Genomic DNA, 22,621 nt, shown 5'->3' on the forward strand with positions numbered 1-22,621 from the left:
CTGATTAGTGTTCCCAATATTCCAACCACTGATCTCCACTAATCGAACACCAATGAAGACAACTGAAAATCATAATGGATTGGTGATTGCACTTGTTGGATTTCGGGTGATTTGACAAGCCCGACGGCACTGCCTCTGTATCTATCCATCATGGTGATGGTAAACAAATACCGGTAACGTGCCTTTCACCGGAATTGAGACTTGCCAGATGGCGATTTCCCCGCTGCCTGGATTGGCTTCTCATGTTTAGCACTGGGACACTCGCGACCGACGAAGCGTTTCGCGTCGCCGAAGCTCAACTGCCGGACTTCATGTGGCTCCATGCTGACCGGTTTGAGAGCGCATCGCCTGATGAATGGGACAGGCTGATGGCTGGGGCAGAGCGCTGCGGTGCGAGCGAGCATTGCTGTGAGGCGGCCGATTACGGATCGATTTGGAATTCGGCGGGTAGCTGATAGTTCTTTTTCTTCGCGGCGTCGCGTGTCGTGATCAGGATCTCGGATTCGGCTGCAGGTTTGCCGGTTGGGTGCACGACCCAGATCAGTGCTTGCTTGGGGTCCTTGGGGCTGGTTGCCGTCGGATCCGGATTCGCGGCGCGGACGATGTCGGTCAACACTTGGCGTAGCTTCGTGTCTTCTTTGTCGAAGTTGCGGATCTGCTGGTTTTGTGTGATGCCGTTGAGTTCCAAATCACCGCCGACAATTTTGAAGGTTGGTACGGCGGATCCTTTGGGCAGGTCTTGTCGGAATTCGTCAGCGACAGCATCGATCGAAAACTGCAGCGACAGTTGCAGGAACGAAATCGACATCGGCCGATCGAGCAGTTCGTCGATGGTTAGCTCCTGGGTCTCGTTTCCAGCTGTTCCGTTGGCAGCTGATTCACCCGGCGGCGTGTTCATTGCCAGTAGCGTTGCCAGCGAAACTTGTTTGGCAGCGTTGGTTGGCAAGTATGCTGATGCGATGACGGTTGATCCATCGATACTGCTTCGTGTTTGGTCGGAGACAAATCGCAGCATCAATGGCAAGCGTGATGCGAGGACTCGCCAAGACCGATCGGGGATGGTGTCCAGCAAGAACTTGTCTGCCCAGCTTGGCCAGGCTTGCATCGTGTCGCGAAGGTCGCGTAGCAGTGTTGCTTGGCTCGCGCCGCCAGCGGGGACTTCACGCAATTCGACGTAACTGGAATCGGCTTCAACGGTCAGCGACAATTGAAACGCGGCGACATCGGGGATGAGCCAGTTTTTCAGTGATTGACGCAGCTCGGGAACGCTGCGGTTGATCAGTTCACGCCCATCGGCGAACAAAAAGTTAGGCGTCGCCAAAACAACCATGTCGGACTGTTCGCTGGCTTGCGACCACAGCGTTTGCAGGTTGCGTGGCAGCGGGATGCCGCCGCCCGCATTGTCGGCGACTTCGCGGATTTGCTCCATTGTGCCGGCAACGAATCGCGTGACATCTTGGCCTTCGGGCAGTTTGCCGTTCTCCCCGCCACCGATGTAGTAAGCGTTTTTTAGGTCTTCGTCGGCATACAGGACCTGTTCGCCGGAACGGGTTTCGATCGCGTCCCATTGTTCTAGCAATGTTGCAATTGGAGTCGGTTCGGCAAGCTTGATCACCATTGCGGTCCGTGGGTAGCCGCTTGATCCTGGGAAGAAACCCATCACGCATTGGTCAATCGAATCAGCGGGGACGCCACTGCGATCTGCCATGTAGGAAAGCATGGCGTCGAGTTCTTCGCCGAATGCGTCGCGAAGTGGTGAGTCCGTCGCGGTGAGCTTGGCGACCGAGATCTTTGCGATAATCGCCGGACCCGGTGGCAACAGTTCAAGTGATGGCGAAGACGATTTCGCATCGTAGGGCGGGACCCAAAGCAAGCGATCGTTGTCAACGATCTCGAAACCGCGGACGAGTTTCGGACCGCTATCGACGGTCGGTTCTGTGCGAGCCTCGCCGACCTTTGGGATCGACTGGGTGATGCGCGGGCGTGGGGATGGGGTCGGTTTGGGTTGTGGCCCGCGACCACGAAGCATGATCGCAAGACCCAGCAGCACCAGCGGGACCACCATCATCCCGGCCAAAATTGGGACGCGATTCTTGTTGCGCCGTCGTCTCCGCCGGACGTGAGACGCGGGCGTGGAAGGCGTGTTGTCTGTTTTGGTTTCAGGAAGCGTGGCAGGCTCGGCAGCGACACTAACCGGTTCGGCATCGATAGCAACCGGTTCGGTAATCTCAGCGGTCGGCTTGGCAGCCGAAATTGGTTCCGCTGCCGGGGCAACGTCAGGTGTGGGTGCGGCTTCAGGTGCGGGTGCGATTGGGGTCGGCTTTGGTTCGGTGGTTGGTTTGTCGACCGGTTTCGAGGCCTGCTTGACCACCCGCTTTTTCACGGCTTTGGGCTTCGCAACAGTTGGTGGCGGGGCAGGTTCTGGTTTCTCTTCAGGTTGCGCGGTCGGAGTAGCTGTTGGGCTCGGCTTGAGATTCGGCGGCTTGAGAGTCGACGGCTCTGGTTTCTGAAGTTCCGATGCGACCGGTTCGGGAGTAGGGGCAGGCGTTCGCGCCGCTGGCTGTTTCTTTGCGGCCGTGCTGACTTCGGCAGCCCGCTGGAGTGCGGTGGCGAAGGTAGCGGCGGAATCAAACCGGGCGGCCGGGTCTTTGGCCATCGCGTAGGCGAGGACGCGTAGGACCGGATCGCCTGATGCGCCTTGGGCAATTGCCTCGGCAAGTTCGGTTGGCGTTGTGTCGCGATGTGACGCAAACAACGCTTCGTTCGTTTCGCCGGAGAACGGCTGCTTGCCCGTTAGCACGGTCAAGAGCAGACATCCGAGTGAATAGATGTCGGATGCGACCGTTGGGGCTGTGTTCGGATCGGAGAGTTCTGGCGCGGCGTACTGTGCGGACGGTTCGATGCGTTCGATCCAGCTCGCTGACAAGTCGGCGAGTGGTGAGCGAGCGGGCGAGGATGGGTCGCGGAGCAGGACTGCGTTGCCCTTGCTGGTCACCCAGACGTGGTCCGCGCCGATCGCACCGTGTACGATGCCGCCGTTGGGGGCGTTGTGGATCGTTTGCAAGGCTTCGGCGACATCGACGCCCAGACGAACGGTTTTGCGGAGGCTGAGTTTCGGTTTGCTTTTCAGCACACCCCACAGGGGCGCCCCGGTTGGCAGCGGGGAAAAAATCTCGACGATCTGTTCTGTGTTTTCGGATTGGGCCCCACCAGATAGCTCGATCGGTTGCAACGCAGGGTGCCGGAGTTCGCTATGGAACGCCAGCCAGCTGCGGCGGGCTTCGTCGAGTGCCGACAGCGGTGCACGGAGCAGGAAGCCTTGTCGCGACGGAGTCGATTCACCGGCAGCCTCAGTTGGGGCGACTGCGGTCTGGACGGCCAGCCAGTGTGTCAGTGGGCGCACCGGCGTGTCATCACGCAGGACGAAATGCCCTAGCCTGAGAGTGGGGGCAGGATCGCCGAGCAGCTGTTTGGCTTGGAACTTGGTCAGCACGCCCTCGCGGATCAACATCGCCGCGATTGTCGGGCTGTCAAGCGAAGAGTCCGGTGACTGACGCGAGCACGCCTCGGCAAATTTGCTGCATCCGTGCTGATCGGTCAGACCGGAATCGACGAGACGTAACCAAAACTCAGACGGTGCGATCGGCATGCAAGGAATAGGCAAAAGTTAGGGGCGAAGAGGCAATCCGTAGAACACAGTTTAGCTGATACAACTGAATTTCGGTCCCTTAGCGGCAAACGTAACGAGGCATGACCGCTAATTGCGACCCATAATTTTTCGTACGGGTGGGCGAAAGCGATGTAATGACGCGCGTATGATTGCCTGCACCTGACTACGTACAACGCGGCCCGACATGCTTTCCAATCGAAGTTTGCTTGAATTTTGAATATCGTCTATTTGAGTTCCGAAGCAGTCCCCTTTGCAAAGACCGGGGGACTAGCCGACGTCTGTGGCACGCTACCACGCGAAGTCGCAGCGCTAGGACACCGCTGCACGGTCATCATTCCCGCCTTCCGTTCGGTCCGCCGTTCCGGCTGTAAAATCGAAACGACGGATCAAAGCTTTGCGATCCCGATGACACCGACAAAATTGATCGGTGGGCGGTTGCTGCGAAGCCATCTGCCGGACAGCAACGTCGAAGTCTTGATGATCGACCAGCCGCAGTACTTCGATCGGCCTTCGTTGTATGGTGACGCTAGCGGCGACTATCCCGATAACGCCGAGCGGTTCACGTTCTTTTGTCGTGCCGCGTTGGTAGCGTTGCAGCGTGTTGGCAAGCGAGTCGATGTGCTGCACTGCAACGATTGGCAGACCGGGTTGATCCCCGGATTGGTCCGAACGCATCGTAAAAAGTTGCCGGTGCTGAAAGACACCGCAACGATCATGACCATCCACAACATGGCGTACCAAGGCCAGTTTCCTTCCGACGCGTTTCCGCTGACAGGGCTCGATTGGCCTGAGTTCAATCACGAGACGTACGAGTACTACGGCTACATGAACTATCTCAAGGCTGGCATCGCGATGTCAGACTTGGTCACGACGGTAAGCCCTCGTTACGCGATGGAAATTCAAACGCCGTATCACGGTTGCGGATTGGATGGAGTGATTGCGTCACGTGGCGGCCGCGTGGTGGGAATCACCAACGGAATCGATACGTCGATCTGGAATCCAGAAACCGATGATGCGCTCGCCGCAAGATTTACGGTTGGCAATTGGCAAGAGGGCAAGGTTGCTAACAAGCGATCGCTGCAGGCCGAGTTCGGTTTGGAACTCAATGATGATGTCCCAATGATCGGCTTGGTGGGAAGGCTTGCCGATCAGAAAGGATGGGACCTGATTTTGCCGGTGATCGAGCAGCATGTTGCCGAAAAGCGTCCGACACAGTGGATGGTACTTGGTAGCGGTGATCCGCGCATCGAAGCCGAGCTTACCCGTCTTGCCGAACTTGCGCCAAAGCAAGTTGCCGCACATGTGGGCTTTAATGACTCACTCGCGCATCGGATCGAAGCTGGCGCTGACTTGTTTGTGATGCCAAGTCACTACGAGCCTTGTGGCTTGAATCAGCTCTACAGCCTCCGGTACGGAACGGTCCCAGTAGTGACACCAACTGGCGGTCTTGCCGATACAGTCGTAGATACGTCAGCAGAGACATTGGCCAAAGAAACGGCCACTGGCTTCCATCTTCGCGAGAACTCGCCGCGCGGTCTCGACGAAGCGATTGGTCGAGCGCTCTATTTGCGATACCACGAGAAAAAAAATTGGGCCGACCTTGTTCGGCGAGGGATGACGTGCGACTGGTCTTGGAGGAAGAGTGCATCCCAGTATGTGGAGCTTTATGAAAACGCAGTTTCCCTTATCGCATCACCAGACGAGTAGAGTTGCCGCGAGATCTCATCGGCATCGGAAAATATTTAAATTCCTGCCTTGAACCCAGGACAGAATCGCTAGAGTTGTGCGATAGAGAGAGTGCGACGAGTCACCAAGAAAGGGAGTATCGTGGGGGCCCGAGTCGCATACTGCGTAATTGTGAAGAAATCTTCACAGATGCGTAGTTGTCGCTTTAAACCAACCCAAATGTAGTCCGCCATGTTCCCTAACGCCGATTCTGATATGCATCCAGATGCGGCGGACTCTTCTGCACGACAACAAGTGCGCGAGGCGGAGTTAGAGTTTGCTGTCAAACGAAAGGCTCCAAAAACGGACGGCCCGATCGACATGGATACTCGTCTAGCTACAGACGAGCAGACCAGGATGATGCTCTCCGTCCGACGGACCAGTCGTGGTACCGTTAACCGTTGGGACGTCGATCCAGACGCCCAAGATCAAATCATTGGCGAACATGCTTGGCTGAACGACGAGTCAGCTTCGCATTCCCGCCGTGATCAACTGTCCGGCGGTTGGACCATTTACGCGCCCAAGCGTGATGAACGGCCCAATGAGTTCATTCCTCATAGTGGGCTGCAGTCGCCGGTCTACCGACAGGGCGAGATCCAACTCGGATGTCCGTTTTGCGCGGGATCCGAAGGTCAAACCCCCGAAGCCGTATGGACCGGCCGGCTAGGCGACCTGTGCGCCGTTCCCACCGACCAAGGTGCAGATCGATTCGCGCGACCATTGGTCAATGCTTGTTTTGGCGAGCAGCCTGATTGGGACGTCCGTGTCGTGCCGAACAAGTTCCCGGCCGTCACGTCGATCGAAGGTGCTGAGGTCCGGTCGCACGAGCCCTCCACCGATGAACTGTTTCCCTCGGCGCCCGTTGTCGGTGGTCACGAAGTGATCATCGAATCGTCTGGGCATGCCGAAAACATGGCATCCTTCGACCCCGCGCTCGTGTATTTGACGCTCGTCGCTTACCGTGAACGGATCAAGCACTGGGCATCAGTCGACGGAATCCGTTACATCAGCGTGTTCAAGAACTGTGGTCCCGAAGCCGGTGCTTCGTTGCATCACAGCCACAGCCAGCTGATCGCGACCAGTTTGTTGCCTCAGGCAGCTCGCGTGACGATGGCTCGATGCGAAGCACACCGCGCCCGTGTCGGAAGCTCGCTGGGTTGCGACCTGTTGCGTGCGGAGTGTGAACAAAAAAGTCGCGTCATCGCTAAGAAAGACTCCTTCGTCGCCTACTGCCCGTTCGCAAGTCGTTTCCCGGGGATGATTCGGGTCACTTCGATGAGCCATCAGCCGCGATTCGAGACGTTCGACGATCCGACCCTGGATCGGTTGGCAAGCATGCTGACTCGTGTGATCTACTGGGTCGATCAAGCGTTCCCTGGAAAGGCGTACAACTACTTGTTGCACACCTGCCCGCCCGCGTCCTCGCAACCAGACGCGTTCCAATGGTGGTTGGATATCTTCCCCCGCCTGAACAAAGCCGCCGGATTCGAGTGGAGCAGCGATTGCATGATCAATTCGATGCTGCCCGAAGTCGCTGCTGCCAACTATCGCCGAATCGCTCGCCGTGACGATCCTCGTCGCGTGTTGGCCTTCGGCTAAGTCTTACCCCCACGCTATCGCTCGCGAATCGCCGTATCGAGAAGCGGCCGAGAATGCAGTTTCACACTGCATGTTTCATGCAGTGCGTTCAAGCCGTGTTTTCGGCAACGGCCAGGATCATTGTCAACGCATGATGCGTTGGCGCGCCGGATGCACCATTTGCAGAGTGTCTACGCACTTGGCGGAAGTACAAAAGGATGCACAGATGCCAGCTTGTCAGGCATGACAGTGCAAATTTTCAGTTGCCACACGGGCATTCCAGGGAACAGTCGGTTAGACCAGCTGTTGGTTTTCTAGAAAACTCCCGTCACTCGCGCTATGAAGATCCGCCCTAATTGCCGATAGACTGGATTGGCTGGACTGGGGAAACTGTACGGCGTGCGTTGCCTTTACTTCGTGGGTCGTGTTTGGCTTTTACATGTTCGGCAATTTTTTGCTATCAGTAACAAGGTCGCTAGGAAGGATATTCGGGATTGTCGGCCTGGTCCGTACAATCCGCGACAGCCACCGGATCGTCCGGGCTTAGCGTCTGCCCTGATTTACGACTTGCTTTCCAATCAATTATCGCACCACCTGATATGTCCGCTCACGTTCATCTCTGCCTGGTCCTTCACAACCACCAACCGATCGGAAACTTTGACGGTGTCTTCGAGCAAGCGTACCAAGACAGCTATCTGCCATTTCTAGAAGTCTTCGAGCCCTATGACCAGCTGCAGATCTCGCTGCACACCTCAGGGCCGTTGATGCTGTGGCTGGCCGAACGCCACCCCGAATACCTTGATCGCCTGCGTTTGCTGGTTGAAGCCGGACGCGTGGAGATCATCGGCGGTCCGCAGTACGAACCGATCCTGACGATGTTGCCTTCGCGCGACCGAGTTGGCCAGATCGAGTCGTACAGCCGCTGGTTGGAGCGAAATCTTGGCACGACTCCTGACGGGATGTGGATGCCAGAGCGCGTGTGGGAGTCGCCGCTGACGAGTGATATCGTTGACGCCGGGATCAGTTACACAGTGTTGGACGACTATCACTTCCGCGCCGCTGGTCTTCGCAATGAAGAGATGACCGGTTACTTCATCACCGAAGACGATGGGCGATTGTTGCGGATTTTCCCTGGCTCTGAGCACCTGCGGTACACGATCCCGTTCCAGCCGGTGCAAGCGACGATTGACCATTGCCGCGAAGTTGCCGAACGCTCGCCCGGTGCCGTGCTGACCTTCGGTGACGATGGCGAGAAATTCGGCACGTGGCCTGACACCAAAGTGCATGTTTATGAACGTGGATGGTTGCGTGGCTTGTTTGATGCGTTGACGCAGAACGCATCTTGGCTGCATACGGTGACATTGAACGAAGCGATCAATCGGACGCCATCACGTGGCAAGGTTTACCTGCCCGATTGCAGCTACCGTGAAATGGGCGAATGGTCCTTGCCGACCAAAGCACAGCAAACGCTTGGCCATGTCACGCACGAGATGGAAGCGGATCCGCACTGGAAAGATCTCAAGAACTTTGTACGCGGTGGGTACTGGCGTAACTTCAAACGCAAGTACGAAGAAACCAACGAAATGTACGCTCGGATGATGCATGTCAGCCGGCGTTTGGCTGATGCCGAAGCGGCTGGTGTGGACGCCGGGCAACTGGCTGTCATTCGCGACCACCTTTATCGCGGGCAATGCAATTGTCCGTACTGGCATGGCGCGTTCGGTGGGATTTATCTGCCGCACCTTCGCAACGCGATCTTCGAGCACTTGATCACGGCGGACAACTTGTTGGCGCAGCTGACTGGCGAGTTCAACGACACCGCTGTCACGGCAACCGCTGACGACTACAACTTTGACGGGATGCAGGAAGTTCGTCTGAGCAATGACAAGCTATGTGCTTGGGTCCAGCCCGGCCGCGGCGGACGGATCTATGAATTGGACGTTCGCAAGATCAGCCACAACTTGCTCGCGACGTTGCAGCGTCGTCCCGAAAGCTATCACCAAAAGGTGTTGGCCGGCCCGAACGCGGCAGGCGATGATGTCGCCAGCATTCACGACCGGGTCGTGTTCAAACAAGCTGACTTGGACAAGCGATTGCAGTATGACCGCTATGCACGCAAGAGCTTGATGGATCACTTCTATGACAACGACGCATCGCTCGAGAACGTTTGGCGTGGCGAAGCGATGGAACGTGGTGATTTCGTCGAGCTGCCCTTTGAGACGAAGCTCCGCCGCGGAGCCGATCGAGTACAAGTTCAAATGCGACGCGAAGGCAACGCCTGGGGGATTCCGATTGTGTTGACCAAAGCGGTCACCATGGTCGCTGGCAGCGAAACGATGGAAGTCACATACCTGCTGGAGAACCTACCGCAGGATCGCGATTTGCACTTCGGGATCGAGCTGAACTTCGCCGGTTTGCCCGCCGGTGCGGACGATCGTTATTTCACAGACGAAAACGATCATCGACTGGGGCAACTCGGCCAACCGCTTGATCTGCATGACGCTTCGGCATTGAGCCTGTCGGATCGTTGGTTGGGAATCGATGTCGCGTTGAAGCTGGATCGCCCCAGCGGCATCTGGGCGTTCCCTGTCGAAACGGTCAGCCAAAGCGAAGCGGGCTTCGAATTGGTTCACCAAAGCGTTTGTGTCCAGCCACACTGGTTGATTCGCGGTGACAGCGAAGGACGCTGGCACGTGACCATCGAAATCGCTGCCGCTTGCGAGCAGAACGCGGAAACGGTTGACGAAGAACAAGTCATTCAGCTGTAAGCATTGTTTGTCAATCTTGTTGGCCAGCATTGTTTGATGGCTGGTAATCACGATCAAAACCCAACACGGCACGCCAGTCATGGCGTGCCGTGTTTCGTTTGCATGAAGGAGCTCCGCATGCGGTTCGCCGGCATGGTATGATCGCGGGCATCTTCCCCACCTTTTGCCCTCCCAGGCTCCCTGCCAATGCCCGCAACACCGGACGTTTCTCGCGTCAGCGACTACCAACGCGATGGATTTTTGTTGTCGCGTTCTCTTTTCGATCGGGACGAAATCGATCTGCTTCGTCGGTCAGCCAAGGAAGACAAGCGTCTGGATGATCATGCGTTTGGACGCAATGACGGCGAGGGCGGTACCGTTCGGTTGTCGCTTTGGAACCATCCCGGTGAAGGGATTTATGGTGCGTTCGCACGCTGCCACCGCATCGTTGACACGGCAGAACAGCTGCTTGGCGACGAGCCGTACCATTATCATTCCAAGATGATCATGAAAGACGCACGCGTGGGCGGTGCATGGGCGTGGCATCAAGATTACGGATATTGGTATGGCAACGGTGTGTTGACGCCAAACATGCTGAGCGTGTTTATTGCTGTCGACCCAAGCACCAGATTGAACGGTTGCTTGCAAGTCATTCGTGGGTCACACCACTGCGGCCGTATCGATCATCGATTGACTGGCGAACAGGCCGGAGCAGATCTGGACCGCGTGGAGCAGATCTTGAATCGGATGGAGCATGTTTATGTCGAGATGGAGCCTGGCGATGCCTTGTTCTTTCATTCCAACTTGCTGCATCGAAGCGACCAGAATCGGTCCGACTCGCCGCGTTGGGCGATGGTGTGTTGCTATAACGCCAAGTCGAACGATCCGTACAAGGATTCACATCATCCGCGATACACACCGCTGGACCGTTTAGACGATGCAGCGATCAAGCAAATCGGCATCCGGCGATTTGTTGATGACGACGAAAACTCCGTCGCGTTCTTGGACCCGAATCATGACGCCAGTGCAAAGTCGCTGGAACAGAATGGTTGAACGCATGGCCGATCAGAATGAATCGACTGACTCACTCGTGTTGAACTTTCGGCCAGAGCTTCCCCGGCGTCGTGATTGGCGAATCGGTTGCATCGGTGCCGGCTTTATCATGGCCGATTGCCATTTGGTCGCGTATCGCGGTGCTGGATTGAATCCCATTGCGGTCGCTTCGCGAACACCGTCTCGGGCAGCGGAAGTTGCCGCGCGGCATCAGATTCCGGCAACGTATCCGACCTATCAAGAGCTGTTGGCCGATCCGTCAATCGAAGTGGTGGATGTTGCTGTTCCGCCGGACTGCTTGCTGGACGTGATGCGTGACGTTGTACAAGCACCACACCTAAAAGGCATCTTGGCTCAAAAGCCGTTGGGCGTAAACGTAGCGGAAGCGTCCGAGATCGTGCGATTGTGCGACGAAGCTGGCAAGACGCTTTGTGTCAACCAAAACATGCGCTACGACCAAGCGGTGCGGTCAGCTGGTCAGTTGATCCGGCAAGGGCGATTGGGCGAGCCTGTCTTGGCGACGATCGACATGCGGGCGATTCCTCACTGGATGCCTTGGCAACAGCGTCAGGGATGGGTGACATGCCGGATCATGTCGATTCATCATCTCGATACGATGCGATATTGGTTTGGAAATCCGCGGCGTGTCTTTGCCAGCTTCCGAACCGATCCACGCACAAAATTCGAACACCAGGACGGCATCGGACTGTACATCTTGGAATATGACAGCGGGTTGCGTTGTCAGATTTGTGACGACGTCTGGACCGGGCCAGCTCGTGAAGGTGCGGCAGCAGATTTACGGATCAACTTTCGAATCGAGGGGCTCGACGGTTTGGCAAAAGGCACGATCGGATGGCCGGACTATCCGAAGCGAACACCAAGCACGCTCGACTACACCACCACGCAGGCACCCTGCTGGCATCAGCCGCGTTGGGACGACGTCTGGTTTCCCGATGCCTTTCTGGGGCCGATGGCAGAACTGCTCTGTTCGATCGAGCAACAAAAATCGCCTTCTTTGTCGGGTCACGACAACTTGGCAACGATGGAAGTAGTAGACGCGTGTTATCGATCGGCGAATGAACATCGTGCGATCGAGCTTTAGTCATGCCAAGCGTGGCAATGCTGCATAAAATTCAAGGTTGAAGGCAGAGTAAAGCCAAAGCGGTTGAGGCGGTAAGCGATGGCCCAAACAAGTTCCAATGAATCGGAGGCAACCTATCGGTCGTTGATCGAAAGCTTGCCGCTATGTGTGATCCGCAAGGATCTTCAGGGGCGGCTACAATTCGCCAACGAGTTGGCCTGTGGAGTCATCGGGCGTCCCGTCGACGAATTGATCGGAAAGTCGGATTTTGATCTCTTCCCGGCCGATCTTGCCAAGAAGTACCAGGCCGACGACCATCATGTTCTGGAGTCTGAAGACCTCTATCACAACGTCGAACGCCATCAAGATTCTGGCGGGACTGTCAAGTACGTCGAAGTCTGGAAAGCACCGGTGCGGGACTCCGACGGAACGGTGATTGGCATCCAAGTGATGTTCTGGGATGTGACCGATCAAAAGAACACCGAGCATCAGATCGAGTTCGAAAGAAATTTGCTCTCGATCCTGCTCGACACGGTGCCTGATTCGATCTATTTCAAAGACACCGAAAGCCGTTTCATTCGGTTGAGTCGCAGTTGTGCGACAAAGCTTGGGTTGGAGGATGCTCGCGACGCGATCGGCAAATCCGATGCCGATTTTTTCGGCCGTGAACACGCCAAGGAGGCGCTTGCCGACGAACGCCGGATCTTAGAAACCGGCGAGATGATCCAAGGCAAGATCGAACGGGAAACCTATCCCGATCGAGACGACACTTGGTGCAGTACGACCAAAGCGCCGCTCGTCGATTCTTTTGGTCAAGTCGTCGGAACGGTGGGCATTTCACGCGACGTGTCCGAGCAAATTCGCGCCGAACAGGAGCTCTCACGCGAACGCGATTTGTTGAAAACGATCATCAACAATGTGCCCGATTTGATCTATGTCAAAGACCGTGCCGGGCGATTCGTGACCGCAAATCAGTCCTTGGTGAATCTGTTGGGGCTGGCATCGACCGAGCAAATCATCGGTAAAAGCGACTATGATTTTTCGCCAGCTGAAATGGCGTGCAATTATGTCACCGACGACCAGAACGTGATGCGGACCGGTGAACCGCTGTTTGATCGCGAGGAGTCACACCAGGGACCCGATGGCGAGCCGCGTTGGTTGTTGACCACCAAGGTGCCGTTGCGTGACAGCGAAGGCGAAGTGATCGGTGTCGTCGGGATTGGTCATGACATCACCGAACGAAAGAAGTTTGAAAAAGAAATCGTTGAGGCCAAAGACATCGCGGATAAGGCCAATCGTGCCAAAAGCGATTTTCTGGCCAACATGAGTCACGAGATCCGCACGCCGATGAACGCGATCATCGGTATGACGGACTTGCTGCTGGAGACGCGTCTGGATACGACGCAGCGCAGTTTTCTGTCGATGGTCCAAGAGTCGGGTGAATCCCTTTTGTCGATCATCAACGACATCTTGGACTTTTCGAAGATCGAAGCGGGCAAGCTGGAGATCGAACCACAAACGTTTGACTTGCGCGAAAGCATCGGTGACACGATGAAGACGCTTGGGTTGAAAGCCCATGCCAAGGGGCTAGAGCTTGCTTTTCGTGTCGATCCGTTAGTGCCTCGCTATGTCGTGGGTGATGCCGGGCGTATACGGCAAATCTTGGTCAACTTGGTGGGCAACGCGATCAAGTTCACCGAGCACGGTGAGGTCTTTATCGATGTAAAAGCTAAGCGTTCGGATGAAACCGAGGCGGTGCTTAACATCAGGGTCCAGGACACTGGCGTTGGGATCCCCGCCGAGCGATGCGAAGCGATCTTCCGCGAATTCGAGCAGGCTGACACATCGGTGACGCGGCGATTCGGCGGGACGGGCTTAGGTCTGGCGATCTCCACACGCTTGGTCAGCCTAATGGGAGGCACGATCGAAGTCGACAGCGAGGTTGGCCGCGGCAGCACGTTCGAATTTGATTTGCATCTCGGTGTTGCGGCCGATGCCGAGACCTCGGTCAGTAAAGGTTTGGTGTATGTCGGCGGAACAAAGGTCTTGATTGTCGACGACAACGCGACCAACCGAACGATTTTGCAGGAGATGTTCTCGAACTGGGGAATGACGCCAATCTTGGCCGAGTCAGGCAAAGTTGCCTTGGCATTGTTGCGTGACGCGGAGCGCAGTGACCAGCCTTGCAAGTTGGTGGTCACGGACATCCACATGCCCGAAATGAGTGGCTACGATTTGGTCCAAGAGATTCGCAAAGATCCGGCGATTGCCGAAACCCCCGTCATTATCTTGACCAGCGCCGGACGCCAAGGTGATCACGCCCGGAACGTCGAACTCGAAATCGCAGAACGATTGCTGAAGCCTGTCAAGCAATCTGAAATCTTTGATGCGATCGTGCGAACATTGGGCGTCAACGGTGCCGAGGACGAGCCCGATCACGCCGCAGTCGATTTGTCGGATGATGCCCTACGCGGGTTGCGGGTGCTGTTGGCGGAAGACAATCTCGTCAATCAAAAACTCGCGATCGGCGTGCTTTCGCGGATGCAAATGGAAGTCACGGTTGTCAGCGATGGGCAAGCGGCGATCGATTTATTGCGTGAGCGTGACTTCGACGTGGTGTTGATGGATGTCCAAATGCCCGTTGTCGATGGGTTGGCGGCAACCGAGCAGATTCGTCAACAGGAAGTCGAAAGTGGGAAACATGTTCCGATCATTGCCATGACGGCTCATGCGATGAAAGGCGACCGCGAGCGTTGCTTGCACGCCGGAATGGACGAATACATTCCAAAGCCAATTCGGATCGCAACCCTGAAAGAAACACTCGGCCAAGTGATCGAAAGTTTCGGTGTCGTTGTGCAAACGGAGAGCGATTGCGAAACTTCTCCCGCGACATCGGATCGCTACAGTTTAGATCAGGTTCGGCAACTGGTCGGTGGCAGCGAAGATTTGCTGCACGATCTGATGGCGGCCTATCTGCAAGAGAGCCAGACGTTACTTGAGCAGCTTCGTGCAGCGATCGAGTCGAAAGACATCAATGCGATTCGCACGTTGTCGCATACCTTGGGCGGCGCATCACGCAGTGTCGGTGCTGACCACGCCGCCGCGGTTGCAAATCAGTTGCAAAGCATTTCTGATGAAACAACGGCAAGCGAGCTCAACGACGCGTATCAGACGCTGCATTCCGAAGTCCATGCGGTCCTGGAAGTGATGCGAAAGAGCGGCGGGCGGGATTAGCCGGTCGTCTCGTCGCTGGTTTCTTCGTATGCGACTCGCAGCTTTTCCAGTCCCCGTATCCACATCATGCGTGCCGCGGCGTTTGACTTGCCAATGCGTTTGGCGATCTCTTCGTGCGTCAAGTTTTCGAGATGACGCAAGACCAAGACTTCGCGATCCGCTGGCTGCAAAGCGTTCAGTGCTGCCGCGAGTCGCAACGCTTTTTCTGATTGCTCGGCAATGTCGGCAGGCCCAGGGTTGCGATCGATTGCCATCTCCGACAGTCGCAAGCTGTCTTGGTCGATTGCGGCTTGCAGCAACTGCTCGCGTCCCAAGCCGCGTTTCTGTGTTTGCAGTTGATCTCGATTGAAACGCATTAGCGTGCGTTGCAGAATCGTCTTTAGCCAGGCGAGGCGTTCGGCTTGTGTCGTTCCACGAAAGTCTGCATTGCCACGCCATGCGTCCACCAGCGTTTGCTGAACCACATCGGACGGATCGATACGCCCTTTCAAGCCTCGCGGAAGCTGCCGTTCAGCGAGTAGACGAAGCCACGGCCGCAGTGGTCCGATCGACCAACTTTTCCGCAAGGCGTTTTCATAATCGTCACCAGTGTTCGGGGCTTCTTCGTTCATGCCGTCACCGCAGCTGCGTTTCGACCAGCGAATGTGTTTCTCATGAGTCGTTTCAGGAAACTGGTAATCAAGTAAACCGCGGCGTAGATCAACGAAACGAGCAGGTAGCACAACAAGAGTACTCGTGCCGAATCGTCAAACGCGAGAACGTAGTGGTAGGGTTCGTCTTTCGTGCGAAAGAGTTCAAAAGCCGATACGATCAGAAACACGCCAACGGTTCCGACAGACAACGTCATGCGAATGGCAAGCAGGTGCCGATCTTGGCGAGACCGTAATGCGGCCTTCGCGGAGACGATGCCGGCAAAGGCCGCGATGCCATACAGCAATGTTACCGCCAGGTCATTGCGGTCATCGACGAAGTTTTGCCAATAATACATCCACACCCCGACGACCGCCGGGAGAGTCAGTAGCCAGCGAATGCCCCATCGACGGTGACGGAGCGATCGACGTACGTACCAGAACGGGGTAGTAACCAACGCTGCGATCGCGGCGAGACCGTGCGCAAGACTGGCAAGCAATTCCGCTAGGCTGGAGTGAACGCCGGCATCGGCAAACAATTGACGTCGCAACCGTGGGTCGGCTACCGAATGGAAAGTGACGGCGGAATCGGCTGCTTGCGTAGTGCTCTCAAGCTGCCTCGCTTCGAGGCCATCGGGAGTTGGGCAAGCGACGATGCCGTTTCCGTCCGCATCGAGTCTGCAAACGGCTGGCGGTTGGTCAAAAAAACGAACGCCATTTGGGGCGATCTCGAGTGTTTGTCCTGTGTTCCAACAAACGCCTTTCCAGCTTGATGTTTGCGCACGTTTCCAACTGACCCATTGATCGCCTTCACGCCGAAACGTGTCACCATTGATCGTTTCCAAATCCGACAATTGCAATGTGAAAGTTGGTGTTGCGGAATCGATCGGCAAACGGATCGCGTGTTGAATCGCCCTGATGTTTTTGCTGGCGTCTGCTGGGCGTTGGTGATCGTAAGCGAGCAACAGGCTTTCCACTGTTCCATCTTCGTCGACGTCGGCCATCTGGATTTGGGCAATGTTGCCGGAATTCCAATCAAAACGATGCTCGTCCGTTACCTGCAGTTTGCTGTTCGCTGTATCAAAGATCGTGCAGTGGTATTGATTGCGGTACTTGCGGCCCCACGCCACGCGTGTTGAGGATTTATCGGATGAAACATTCGATAGGCAGGCGTTGCGATCCCATCGATCGAACCACCACGCTTGCAGTTCGTCTCCATCTGGCGGTTCGTAAAAATCCAGTGCTGTTCCCGTCGACGAGCAGAGGTTCAACGTTTGGTGTTCGGCATCTTCGTCGCGAAGTCCAAAGTAAACAATCGAAACGCTGTCTTTGGATTGGACGGTGGTGAATTGAATCGAGTAGTCAGTGTCGGTTGAGGGGTAATACATCGAGCGTTCCCACAGGCGATCACCGTTTTTTCCATTCCATGCCGCCAGAAATAAAACGCCATCGCGAGAATCGGAGCCCACCACATCTTCTGTCCCATCGCCGTTCAGATCGGCGAGTTGCAAATGGCTGAAGGTTTGTGGTTTGTTATGACGATTCGCTTCGGAAAGGAAATTGCTCGACCAACGGACCGCACCGCTGCGGAGGTTCACCAACGACATTTTGAAGGCGTTGATTCGATTGGTCGAAAAGCTGCCTTGAAGTGATCCGTCACCGACGACGAGGGCAGAAGTCGCGTCTTGCGTTTCGAGGAACGCAATCGCACGGCCATCAAGCGTGGTGGGTAACTCACAAAGTGTGTCTCCGTTCCACCCTTCGAGCAGCCGATTGTCGGTTTCGTTCTCGAATTCCATGGTTTGGACTAAAAAGTCAACCGTGTGACCTCGCCAGACTGTCAGGACATGGCTGTTTGATCCTTCTTGTCGGAATTGATGCGTCCAAAGGGTTTCCAAACTTGATGCGTCAAACACCGCAAGCTCGTTGGTTGATTGATCGTGAACGGCGACAAGACTCAAACCGTTTTCGTTCCAAGTGGCCAGAATGTTGTTGCTCCCAAGCCTTAGGGGGGACGATGGAGTCTTGCGGATCAGTGAAACCATGTCATCGCCCAAGCCATAGGGGCCGCCGCGTCGGCGATAGGCTCGTACGTCGTGCTGGTCGTTGGCTGGCGCAGGACAAACATCTAGCCCATTTGCGATTTCAGTCGCGTTTGGGTCGCTCGGATGAAATCGGATGACTTGGCTTGCCAGATTCGTATCTAGGTTGTCACGTCCGACCACGACATCGATCTCTACGGACCCGCGTGGCACAGATCGGATCGCGTCGATTCCGATAACGATCGGTTGATCGACATGGTCGTGGATTTTGTGGCGAGCCCAACTGAGCGATCGGCCATCGCGTGAGGAGATCCAATCGACGTAGGCGAACACGTTGTCTTGTTCAAGTTCTGTCGAAGTCGCAGAGTCAAGCGACAAAGATGCGGTCGCAATGTCTTTCCAGCCATCGTTATCGAGGTCATCTGCTACGGTCAGTCGAGCCAGTCCGGTGCTGAATAACTCTTGGACTGGTGCGAAGTCATCGCCAGCCAAAATTTCGCGACCGCTCGCCGCATCAAAGATCTGAATTCCGAAGCTTCGTTCATACCGCTGCCTTTGTCTGGGGAAGATGACTTCGTCAAGTCCGTCGCCATTCAAATCGGAAACGAGTGGCCAGTCATTGTGATTGTGTCCGACGCTGTCTACCCAATCGAGATGCTGCAAGACGGTTTGCCATTTGAGGGTTCCTTGTGCGTCATAGGCAAGAACCTCGGTCCCCTCGATCATGCCAGCGTTTTGATAAAGTTCCGTTTGGCTAATGAAAATTAAGCGAGCATCGCGGCCTGTGCCTGCCAGACGCGGTGCGTGCGCTGGTGTAAATGGCAGTTTGATTGTTTGCGTTGGTTGTTGGTGGTTGCTGAGCGCAAAAAGCGTACAGAGGTTCCCTTGCAACGAAGCGATTCTGATTTCACCATCGTTGATCAGCAGCACCGGAGGGCTGGGAGTTGCGATTCGACGCGGCCAGCGTGACATCTGTTGGCGTATGTGAAAGTCATGGGCGTTGTATCGCCGGTTGATGTAGAGAACTCTGCCATGGCTGGAGGTGAACGCGCCCCTTTTACGATACTGCATCTTCTCTGGTAAGAAGACACCATCGGCTGGCCAAGGTTTGTCCTGGGAATAAGGGAGCATTTGTGAAACGGAATGGATCGGCTGGCCTGTTGCCGAATCGATGCTCACAAAACAAGCGACCGTCAGTCCGGTAAAGTCGACAAAGACGATTTGGGCAAAGAGATCGTTCAGGCCGTCACCGTTTTGATCCGGGATGGTTTTTAAATGCTGGATACTTGGGAAGCCGAGTTCTGCCTTAGAGTTGAATTGAAATTGAAGTGGAATGGTTGATTTCGTGTAGATGGCATCCGATGAAAACGAAGTCGCCCAAAGTGTTTGGCCTTCGTGACTTAGTGCACAGAGTGCCGGCTGATCAATCGCTGCAATCACCGTATCGAGATGCTCGTCACCATCGATGTCGATTGGGTCACGTAGTGAAAAGGTGCCTTGTGAGTAGAGTGGCGCGTCATCAAGCGTCCGTTGTCCGCGATCGAAATCGGATAACGGGATAAATGTGTTGGCAAAGTTGACGGTGACCGGTTTGTGGCCTTGCGGCGGATCATTCAGGCGTAGTTCAAAATGTTTCGTTGAAACCGCTTGGACATCGGCGTTCCACTGGCCTTCGGAGTGCATGCTGATACGTTCGAGCTGGCCTTCATGTCGCGTCAAGATTGCCGGACCGTAAGCTGATGGGACTACATCGATCAGTTTTCCGTTGATGCGGACTGATCTTTCTTCCACACTGGCTTGGCTAATCTGCAACTCTTGCGTCACACCTCTGTCGAGGTTGAATCGCACAGGTTGCCCCCAACCGCCTTCGGGGACGACGATCCCGCGGTATTCCTGTGCCGGAAGCGTTTCAAAGCGACGCATCGGCAACGTCAGTTCCTGTGGAGGTGTTGACGTCGGTGTCGTCGGCGACAACAAGGCCTGATATTGCGTCGCGCCGGTGCGAATTCGGAATCGACCTTGCTGGCTTGCCTGCCAAGTGTTCAGGACGAACAGTCCAATCAGCGTCGCGACCACCGCAAGGACCGTTGCGGACATCGCGATCTTGATCCGCGATTGATGTTTGCGGGTATACCGTGCCGATCGTTCCAGCAATGACAAGGGGCGAGCTCGAATGGGGTGGTCGTCGCGAATTGCACGCAATTCGTTCGCCAATTCGCCGGCGGATGCATAGCGCCGGTCGACATTTTTCTCCATCGCTTTCAGAATCACCGTCTGTAAATCCGCCGGCAAATCAGGACGGTGATCACGTGGTGGTGCTGGCTCGTCATAACGAATCTTTGTAAACAGTTCGACAGGATCGTTGCCTTGAAATGGCGGTGTGCCGCATGCCATTTCATACAGCGTCGCGCCGAGCGAAAAGACATCGCTGCGCTGGTCAACGTCTTCTGATCGGCACAGGTCGGCTTGTTCGGGACTCATGTACCTTGGCGTTCCAAGTAGCGCGCCGGTCATCGTCGCACCCGCATCGATAAGCCGGCGTGCGAGACCGAAGTCGGTCAACCAAACACGGCCGCTGTGGTCGACGATCAAATTGCCCGGTTTGACGTCTCGGTGGATCACATGACGCTGGTGCGCATGATGAAGCGCCTCGGCGACTTGGATGCCGACATCAAGAATCTGTTCGAGATCAGTTCGGGTTTCGTTTTCGATGGACCGGCTGATGATCGTCGCAAGGCTTTCGCCTTCGATTCGCTGCATCGCATACCAGCTCGTGTCACCTTCGCGTCCCGTCGCATAGACCGGAACGATGTTGGTGTGGTGCAGTGCACCAGCCGTTTCGGCTTCCCGGCGAAATCGATCGAGAGCGTTTGGATCGACGATCCCAAATCGCATCACTTTCAAGGCGACAATTCGGTCCAGCGACCGATCGCGTGCCTCGTAGACGACGCCCATGCCGTCGCGGCCAATTTCTTGCAAGATGTCGAATTGGCCGACCGAGACTTGGGCATGTGTTTCGGTTGGTACACGCGTTGGCGGTTCGAACAGTTCAACCGCATCAAGACACTTCGCCAAGCGTTCGGCGTGTTCTGGATGCTGAGCCAACCAGGTTGAGCGATCGGGTGCAGTGCCCCGTTCACGATGACTCAAGTAGCGATCAAGCAGCGCCGCGATGGTCGCATCCAGCGTTTCATCACCCGTATCGTTTTGAGCGTCTTCTGCTTTATTCATCATCAGCCATCGTACCCGAAAATGTCGATGGGACTGACTAGACAATCAGCGATTGATCAGTCCCTAAGGCGAAAGAGACAAACGGATCGCTGGCGCAACAAAATAATTTAAAATCTAACGTAGTGGACGAAGCGATGAGTCCCTGCCATTGCAAGGGGGCTCATCGCTTCGTCCACTCCATGGACATCGTTACCCGGCCCTGCGGACCGGGCTAGGTAATTGGCTGGACCTTTGGCCCAAAGAAGTAACTTGTCGTTTCGATAGTTCAGAATTGCAGCGATGAAAAACACGGATAGAACATGATGAAATGCAAAGGACGGTCAACGCTGGGCTCTGCGCTTCTCCGCGTGCTTTGCGGTTCATTCCTCCCACGTCGTCTACCCGATTCGTTTCGATGGACTGTCAGCCTCCACGAGAGGCAGTGCCCGGTTCGAAGCCAAGAGACGACTCATGGAAAAGATGGTGATCAGCGTTGGTGCTATTCGTTGATCAGGTCCTTCATCTGATCAATTTTGATGCCTCCGTAGAGGCGAGTGGAGACGAAGTTGCGTTCGCCGGGGGCCTGAAGAAAATTGGGGAGATGCCAAACTTCTTTGTCTTTGTGCTTCAGCCAGAGCTCTTGGAAAGCAAGCGAGCCTGGTGCATACATCCATTGGAGGCCTTTGTCCGTTCGGTGGCATTCCAGCAAGAGTGTCAGCTCAGGGTCGGTGCCGAGTTGGTTGGTGAAAATGAACAAGCAACCATCGACGACATGTGAATCGGACTCACGCAATTCGTCTTGATTGAGACGAAAGACAGCTTTAGGTTGCAGTTTTAGCGGGTGGATTTCGCCGGTTGTTGCAGAACGAGTCTCTGCGGTGAATTGTTTTGCGAGGCCCCGCATTTGGAGATCTCGTTGACGAAGTGCGCTCGCGTCGCTTCCTTCGGCAGGAGGCATGGCACCAGGAAGCGGCCGAGGTTGAATACCAGGCGGCGCCCACATGACACCCCAATCGCAGCGACTGACAATCGGCTGGGGAGGCGTTTCGACGAGGGCCTGGAACTCCTGATAAACCTCATGGCCGTAATTTAGCGGAAGCGACAGAACTCCACCCGCGACGATGGCCCTGCCTTGATAGGTCCAGACGTAAACGTCACCAGAGTTAGGCGCATTGGTATCACGGAAACCTTGATAGTCCAGCCCCGTCCAAGTCATCACCGGCGCTTCAAGCTGAAGCTTTTGTTTGCCTTCGGGATCAAGGTGAAAGTTGATTTGCCGAGCTTGATGTCGATAAAACTTCTTGAGCGTCTCGTAATCTTCCTTCGGGTTTTGTGCAACGGACGGAATCGCGAAGACAATCCAGAGCAATGTGGCGAAGTATCGCATTCCAGTTCCCGTGCGAAGAGTGTGAAGACATGGTGTCTGAAATGGTATCCGCTCGAGATCTGCCACGCAAATTAATTGGAAGGCTATTTATACAAGCCGGGGACTCATCGCTTCGTCCACTACATGGAAATCGTTACCGGGCTCTGCGGACCGGGCTAGGCAATTGGCTGGACCTTTGGCCCAAGGAAATGACTTGTCGTTTCGTCCACTACGGAAACGAAAACAGCCGGCGGGGGTGCCGCCGGCTGTTGTTTGGTTTGTCGAT

The 22,621-nt window shown here is 55.6% G+C and carries 11 protein-coding genes; 7 read left to right on the forward strand and 4 right to left on the reverse strand.

The genetic code is table 11. The features are described from left to right. Positions 1-242: 242 nt before the first annotated feature. Positions 243-455 (forward strand): hypothetical protein, encoded by a 213-nt coding sequence (locus CGZ80_RS27890; RefSeq protein ID WP_094413224.1) that lies wholly within the window; start codon positions 243-245, stop codon positions 453-455. Here the strand turns inward: CGZ80_RS27890 and CGZ80_RS08220 are convergent. Continuing rightward, positions 422-3,649: a serine/threonine protein kinase gene (locus CGZ80_RS08220; RefSeq protein WP_094413226.1), complete on the reverse strand. Its 3,228-nt coding sequence runs from the start codon at positions 3,647-3,649 to the stop codon at positions 422-424. The two genes, CGZ80_RS27890 and CGZ80_RS08220, sit on opposite strands and share 34 nt — an antisense overlap. Positions 3,650-3,883: 234 nt before the next feature. Here CGZ80_RS08220 and glgA point away from each other — a divergent pair, with 234 nt between their 5' ends. The 6 genes from glgA to CGZ80_RS08250 all read left to right on the forward strand — a co-directional run bounded on the left by glgA (position 3,884) and on the right by CGZ80_RS08250 (position 15,088). Then, positions 3,884-5,377, forward strand: a complete 1,494-nt coding sequence (gene glgA, locus CGZ80_RS08225; RefSeq protein WP_094413228.1) for a glycogen synthase GlgA — start codon at positions 3,884-3,886, stop codon at positions 5,375-5,377. 375 nt (positions 5,378-5,752) lie between these two features. Beyond that, on the forward strand, positions 5,753-6,994 hold the full coding sequence (locus tag CGZ80_RS08230; protein WP_158222607.1) for a DUF4921 family protein: 1,242 nt from the start codon (positions 5,753-5,755) through the stop codon (positions 6,992-6,994). A gap of 578 nt (positions 6,995-7,572) precedes the next feature. Continuing rightward, positions 7,573-9,741, forward strand: coding sequence for an alpha-amylase/4-alpha-glucanotransferase domain-containing protein (locus CGZ80_RS08235; RefSeq protein WP_094413232.1), 2,169 nt, complete (start codon positions 7,573-7,575; stop codon positions 9,739-9,741). 186 nt (positions 9,742-9,927) lie between these two features. Then, entirely contained in the window at positions 9,928-10,773 is an 846-nt protein-coding gene (locus tag CGZ80_RS08240; RefSeq protein WP_094413234.1) for a phytanoyl-CoA dioxygenase family protein, read from the forward strand. Between the two features lie 4 nt (positions 10,774-10,777). Then, entirely contained in the window at positions 10,778-11,875 is a 1,098-nt protein-coding gene (locus CGZ80_RS08245) for a Gfo/Idh/MocA family protein (protein ID WP_094413252.1), read from the forward strand. A 78-nt stretch (positions 11,876-11,953) separates the two neighbouring features. Further along, positions 11,954-15,088 carry a PAS domain-containing protein gene (locus CGZ80_RS08250; RefSeq protein ID WP_094413236.1) on the forward strand — a complete coding sequence of 1,045 codons (3,135 nt, stop codon included), beginning with the start codon at positions 11,954-11,956 and terminating at the stop codon, positions 15,086-15,088. Here the strand turns inward: CGZ80_RS08250 and CGZ80_RS08255 are convergent. The 3 genes from CGZ80_RS08255 to CGZ80_RS08265 all read right to left on the reverse strand — a co-directional run bounded on the left by CGZ80_RS08255 (position 15,085) and on the right by CGZ80_RS08265 (position 22,356). After that, positions 15,085-15,699, reverse strand: coding sequence for a sigma-70 family RNA polymerase sigma factor (locus CGZ80_RS08255; protein ID WP_094413238.1), 615 nt, complete (start codon positions 15,697-15,699; stop codon positions 15,085-15,087). The genes CGZ80_RS08250 and CGZ80_RS08255 overlap by 4 nt on opposite strands. Then, complete coding sequence (locus tag CGZ80_RS08260; RefSeq protein WP_094413240.1) at positions 15,696-20,993, reverse strand: serine/threonine protein kinase; 5,298 nt, start codon at positions 20,991-20,993, stop codon at positions 15,696-15,698. The genes CGZ80_RS08255 and CGZ80_RS08260 overlap by 4 nt, the downstream gene beginning before the upstream one ends. Before the next feature lie 475 nt (positions 20,994-21,468). After that, positions 21,469-22,356, reverse strand: coding sequence for a hypothetical protein (locus tag CGZ80_RS08265; protein ID WP_094413242.1), 888 nt, complete (start codon positions 22,354-22,356; stop codon positions 21,469-21,471). Between the last annotated feature and the right edge of the window lie 265 nt (positions 22,357-22,621).

Origin of the sequence: Rhodopirellula sp. MGV (assembly GCF_002251265.1) — a bacterium.
Classification (GTDB): Bacteria; Planctomycetota; Planctomycetia; order Pirellulales; family Pirellulaceae; genus Stieleria; species Stieleria baltica_A.

Coding starts and splice junctions, on each gene's coding strand:
- CGZ80_RS08260 (WP_094413240.1), bottom strand. CDS start 20,993: ATGATGAATAAAGCAGAAGACGCTCAAAACGATACGGGTGATGAAACG.
- CGZ80_RS08245 (WP_094413252.1), top strand. CDS start 10,778: ATGGCCGATCAGAATGAATCGACTGACTCACTCGTGTTGAACTTTCGG.
- CGZ80_RS08265 (WP_094413242.1), bottom strand. CDS start 22,356: ATGCGATACTTCGCCACATTGCTCTGGATTGTCTTCGCGATTCCGTCC.
- CGZ80_RS08240 (WP_094413234.1), top strand. CDS start 9,928: ATGCCCGCAACACCGGACGTTTCTCGCGTCAGCGACTACCAACGCGAT.
- CGZ80_RS27890 (WP_094413224.1), top strand. CDS start 243: ATGTTTAGCACTGGGACACTCGCGACCGACGAAGCGTTTCGCGTCGCC.
- CGZ80_RS08220 (WP_094413226.1), bottom strand. CDS start 3,649: ATGCCGATCGCACCGTCTGAGTTTTGGTTACGTCTCGTCGATTCCGGT.
- CGZ80_RS08235 (WP_094413232.1), top strand. CDS start 7,573: ATGTCCGCTCACGTTCATCTCTGCCTGGTCCTTCACAACCACCAACCG.
- CGZ80_RS08250 (WP_094413236.1), top strand. CDS start 11,954: ATGGCCCAAACAAGTTCCAATGAATCGGAGGCAACCTATCGGTCGTTG.
- CGZ80_RS08255 (WP_094413238.1), bottom strand. CDS start 15,699: ATGAACGAAGAAGCCCCGAACACTGGTGACGATTATGAAAACGCCTTG.
- CGZ80_RS08230 (WP_158222607.1), top strand. CDS start 5,753: ATGATGCTCTCCGTCCGACGGACCAGTCGTGGTACCGTTAACCGTTGG.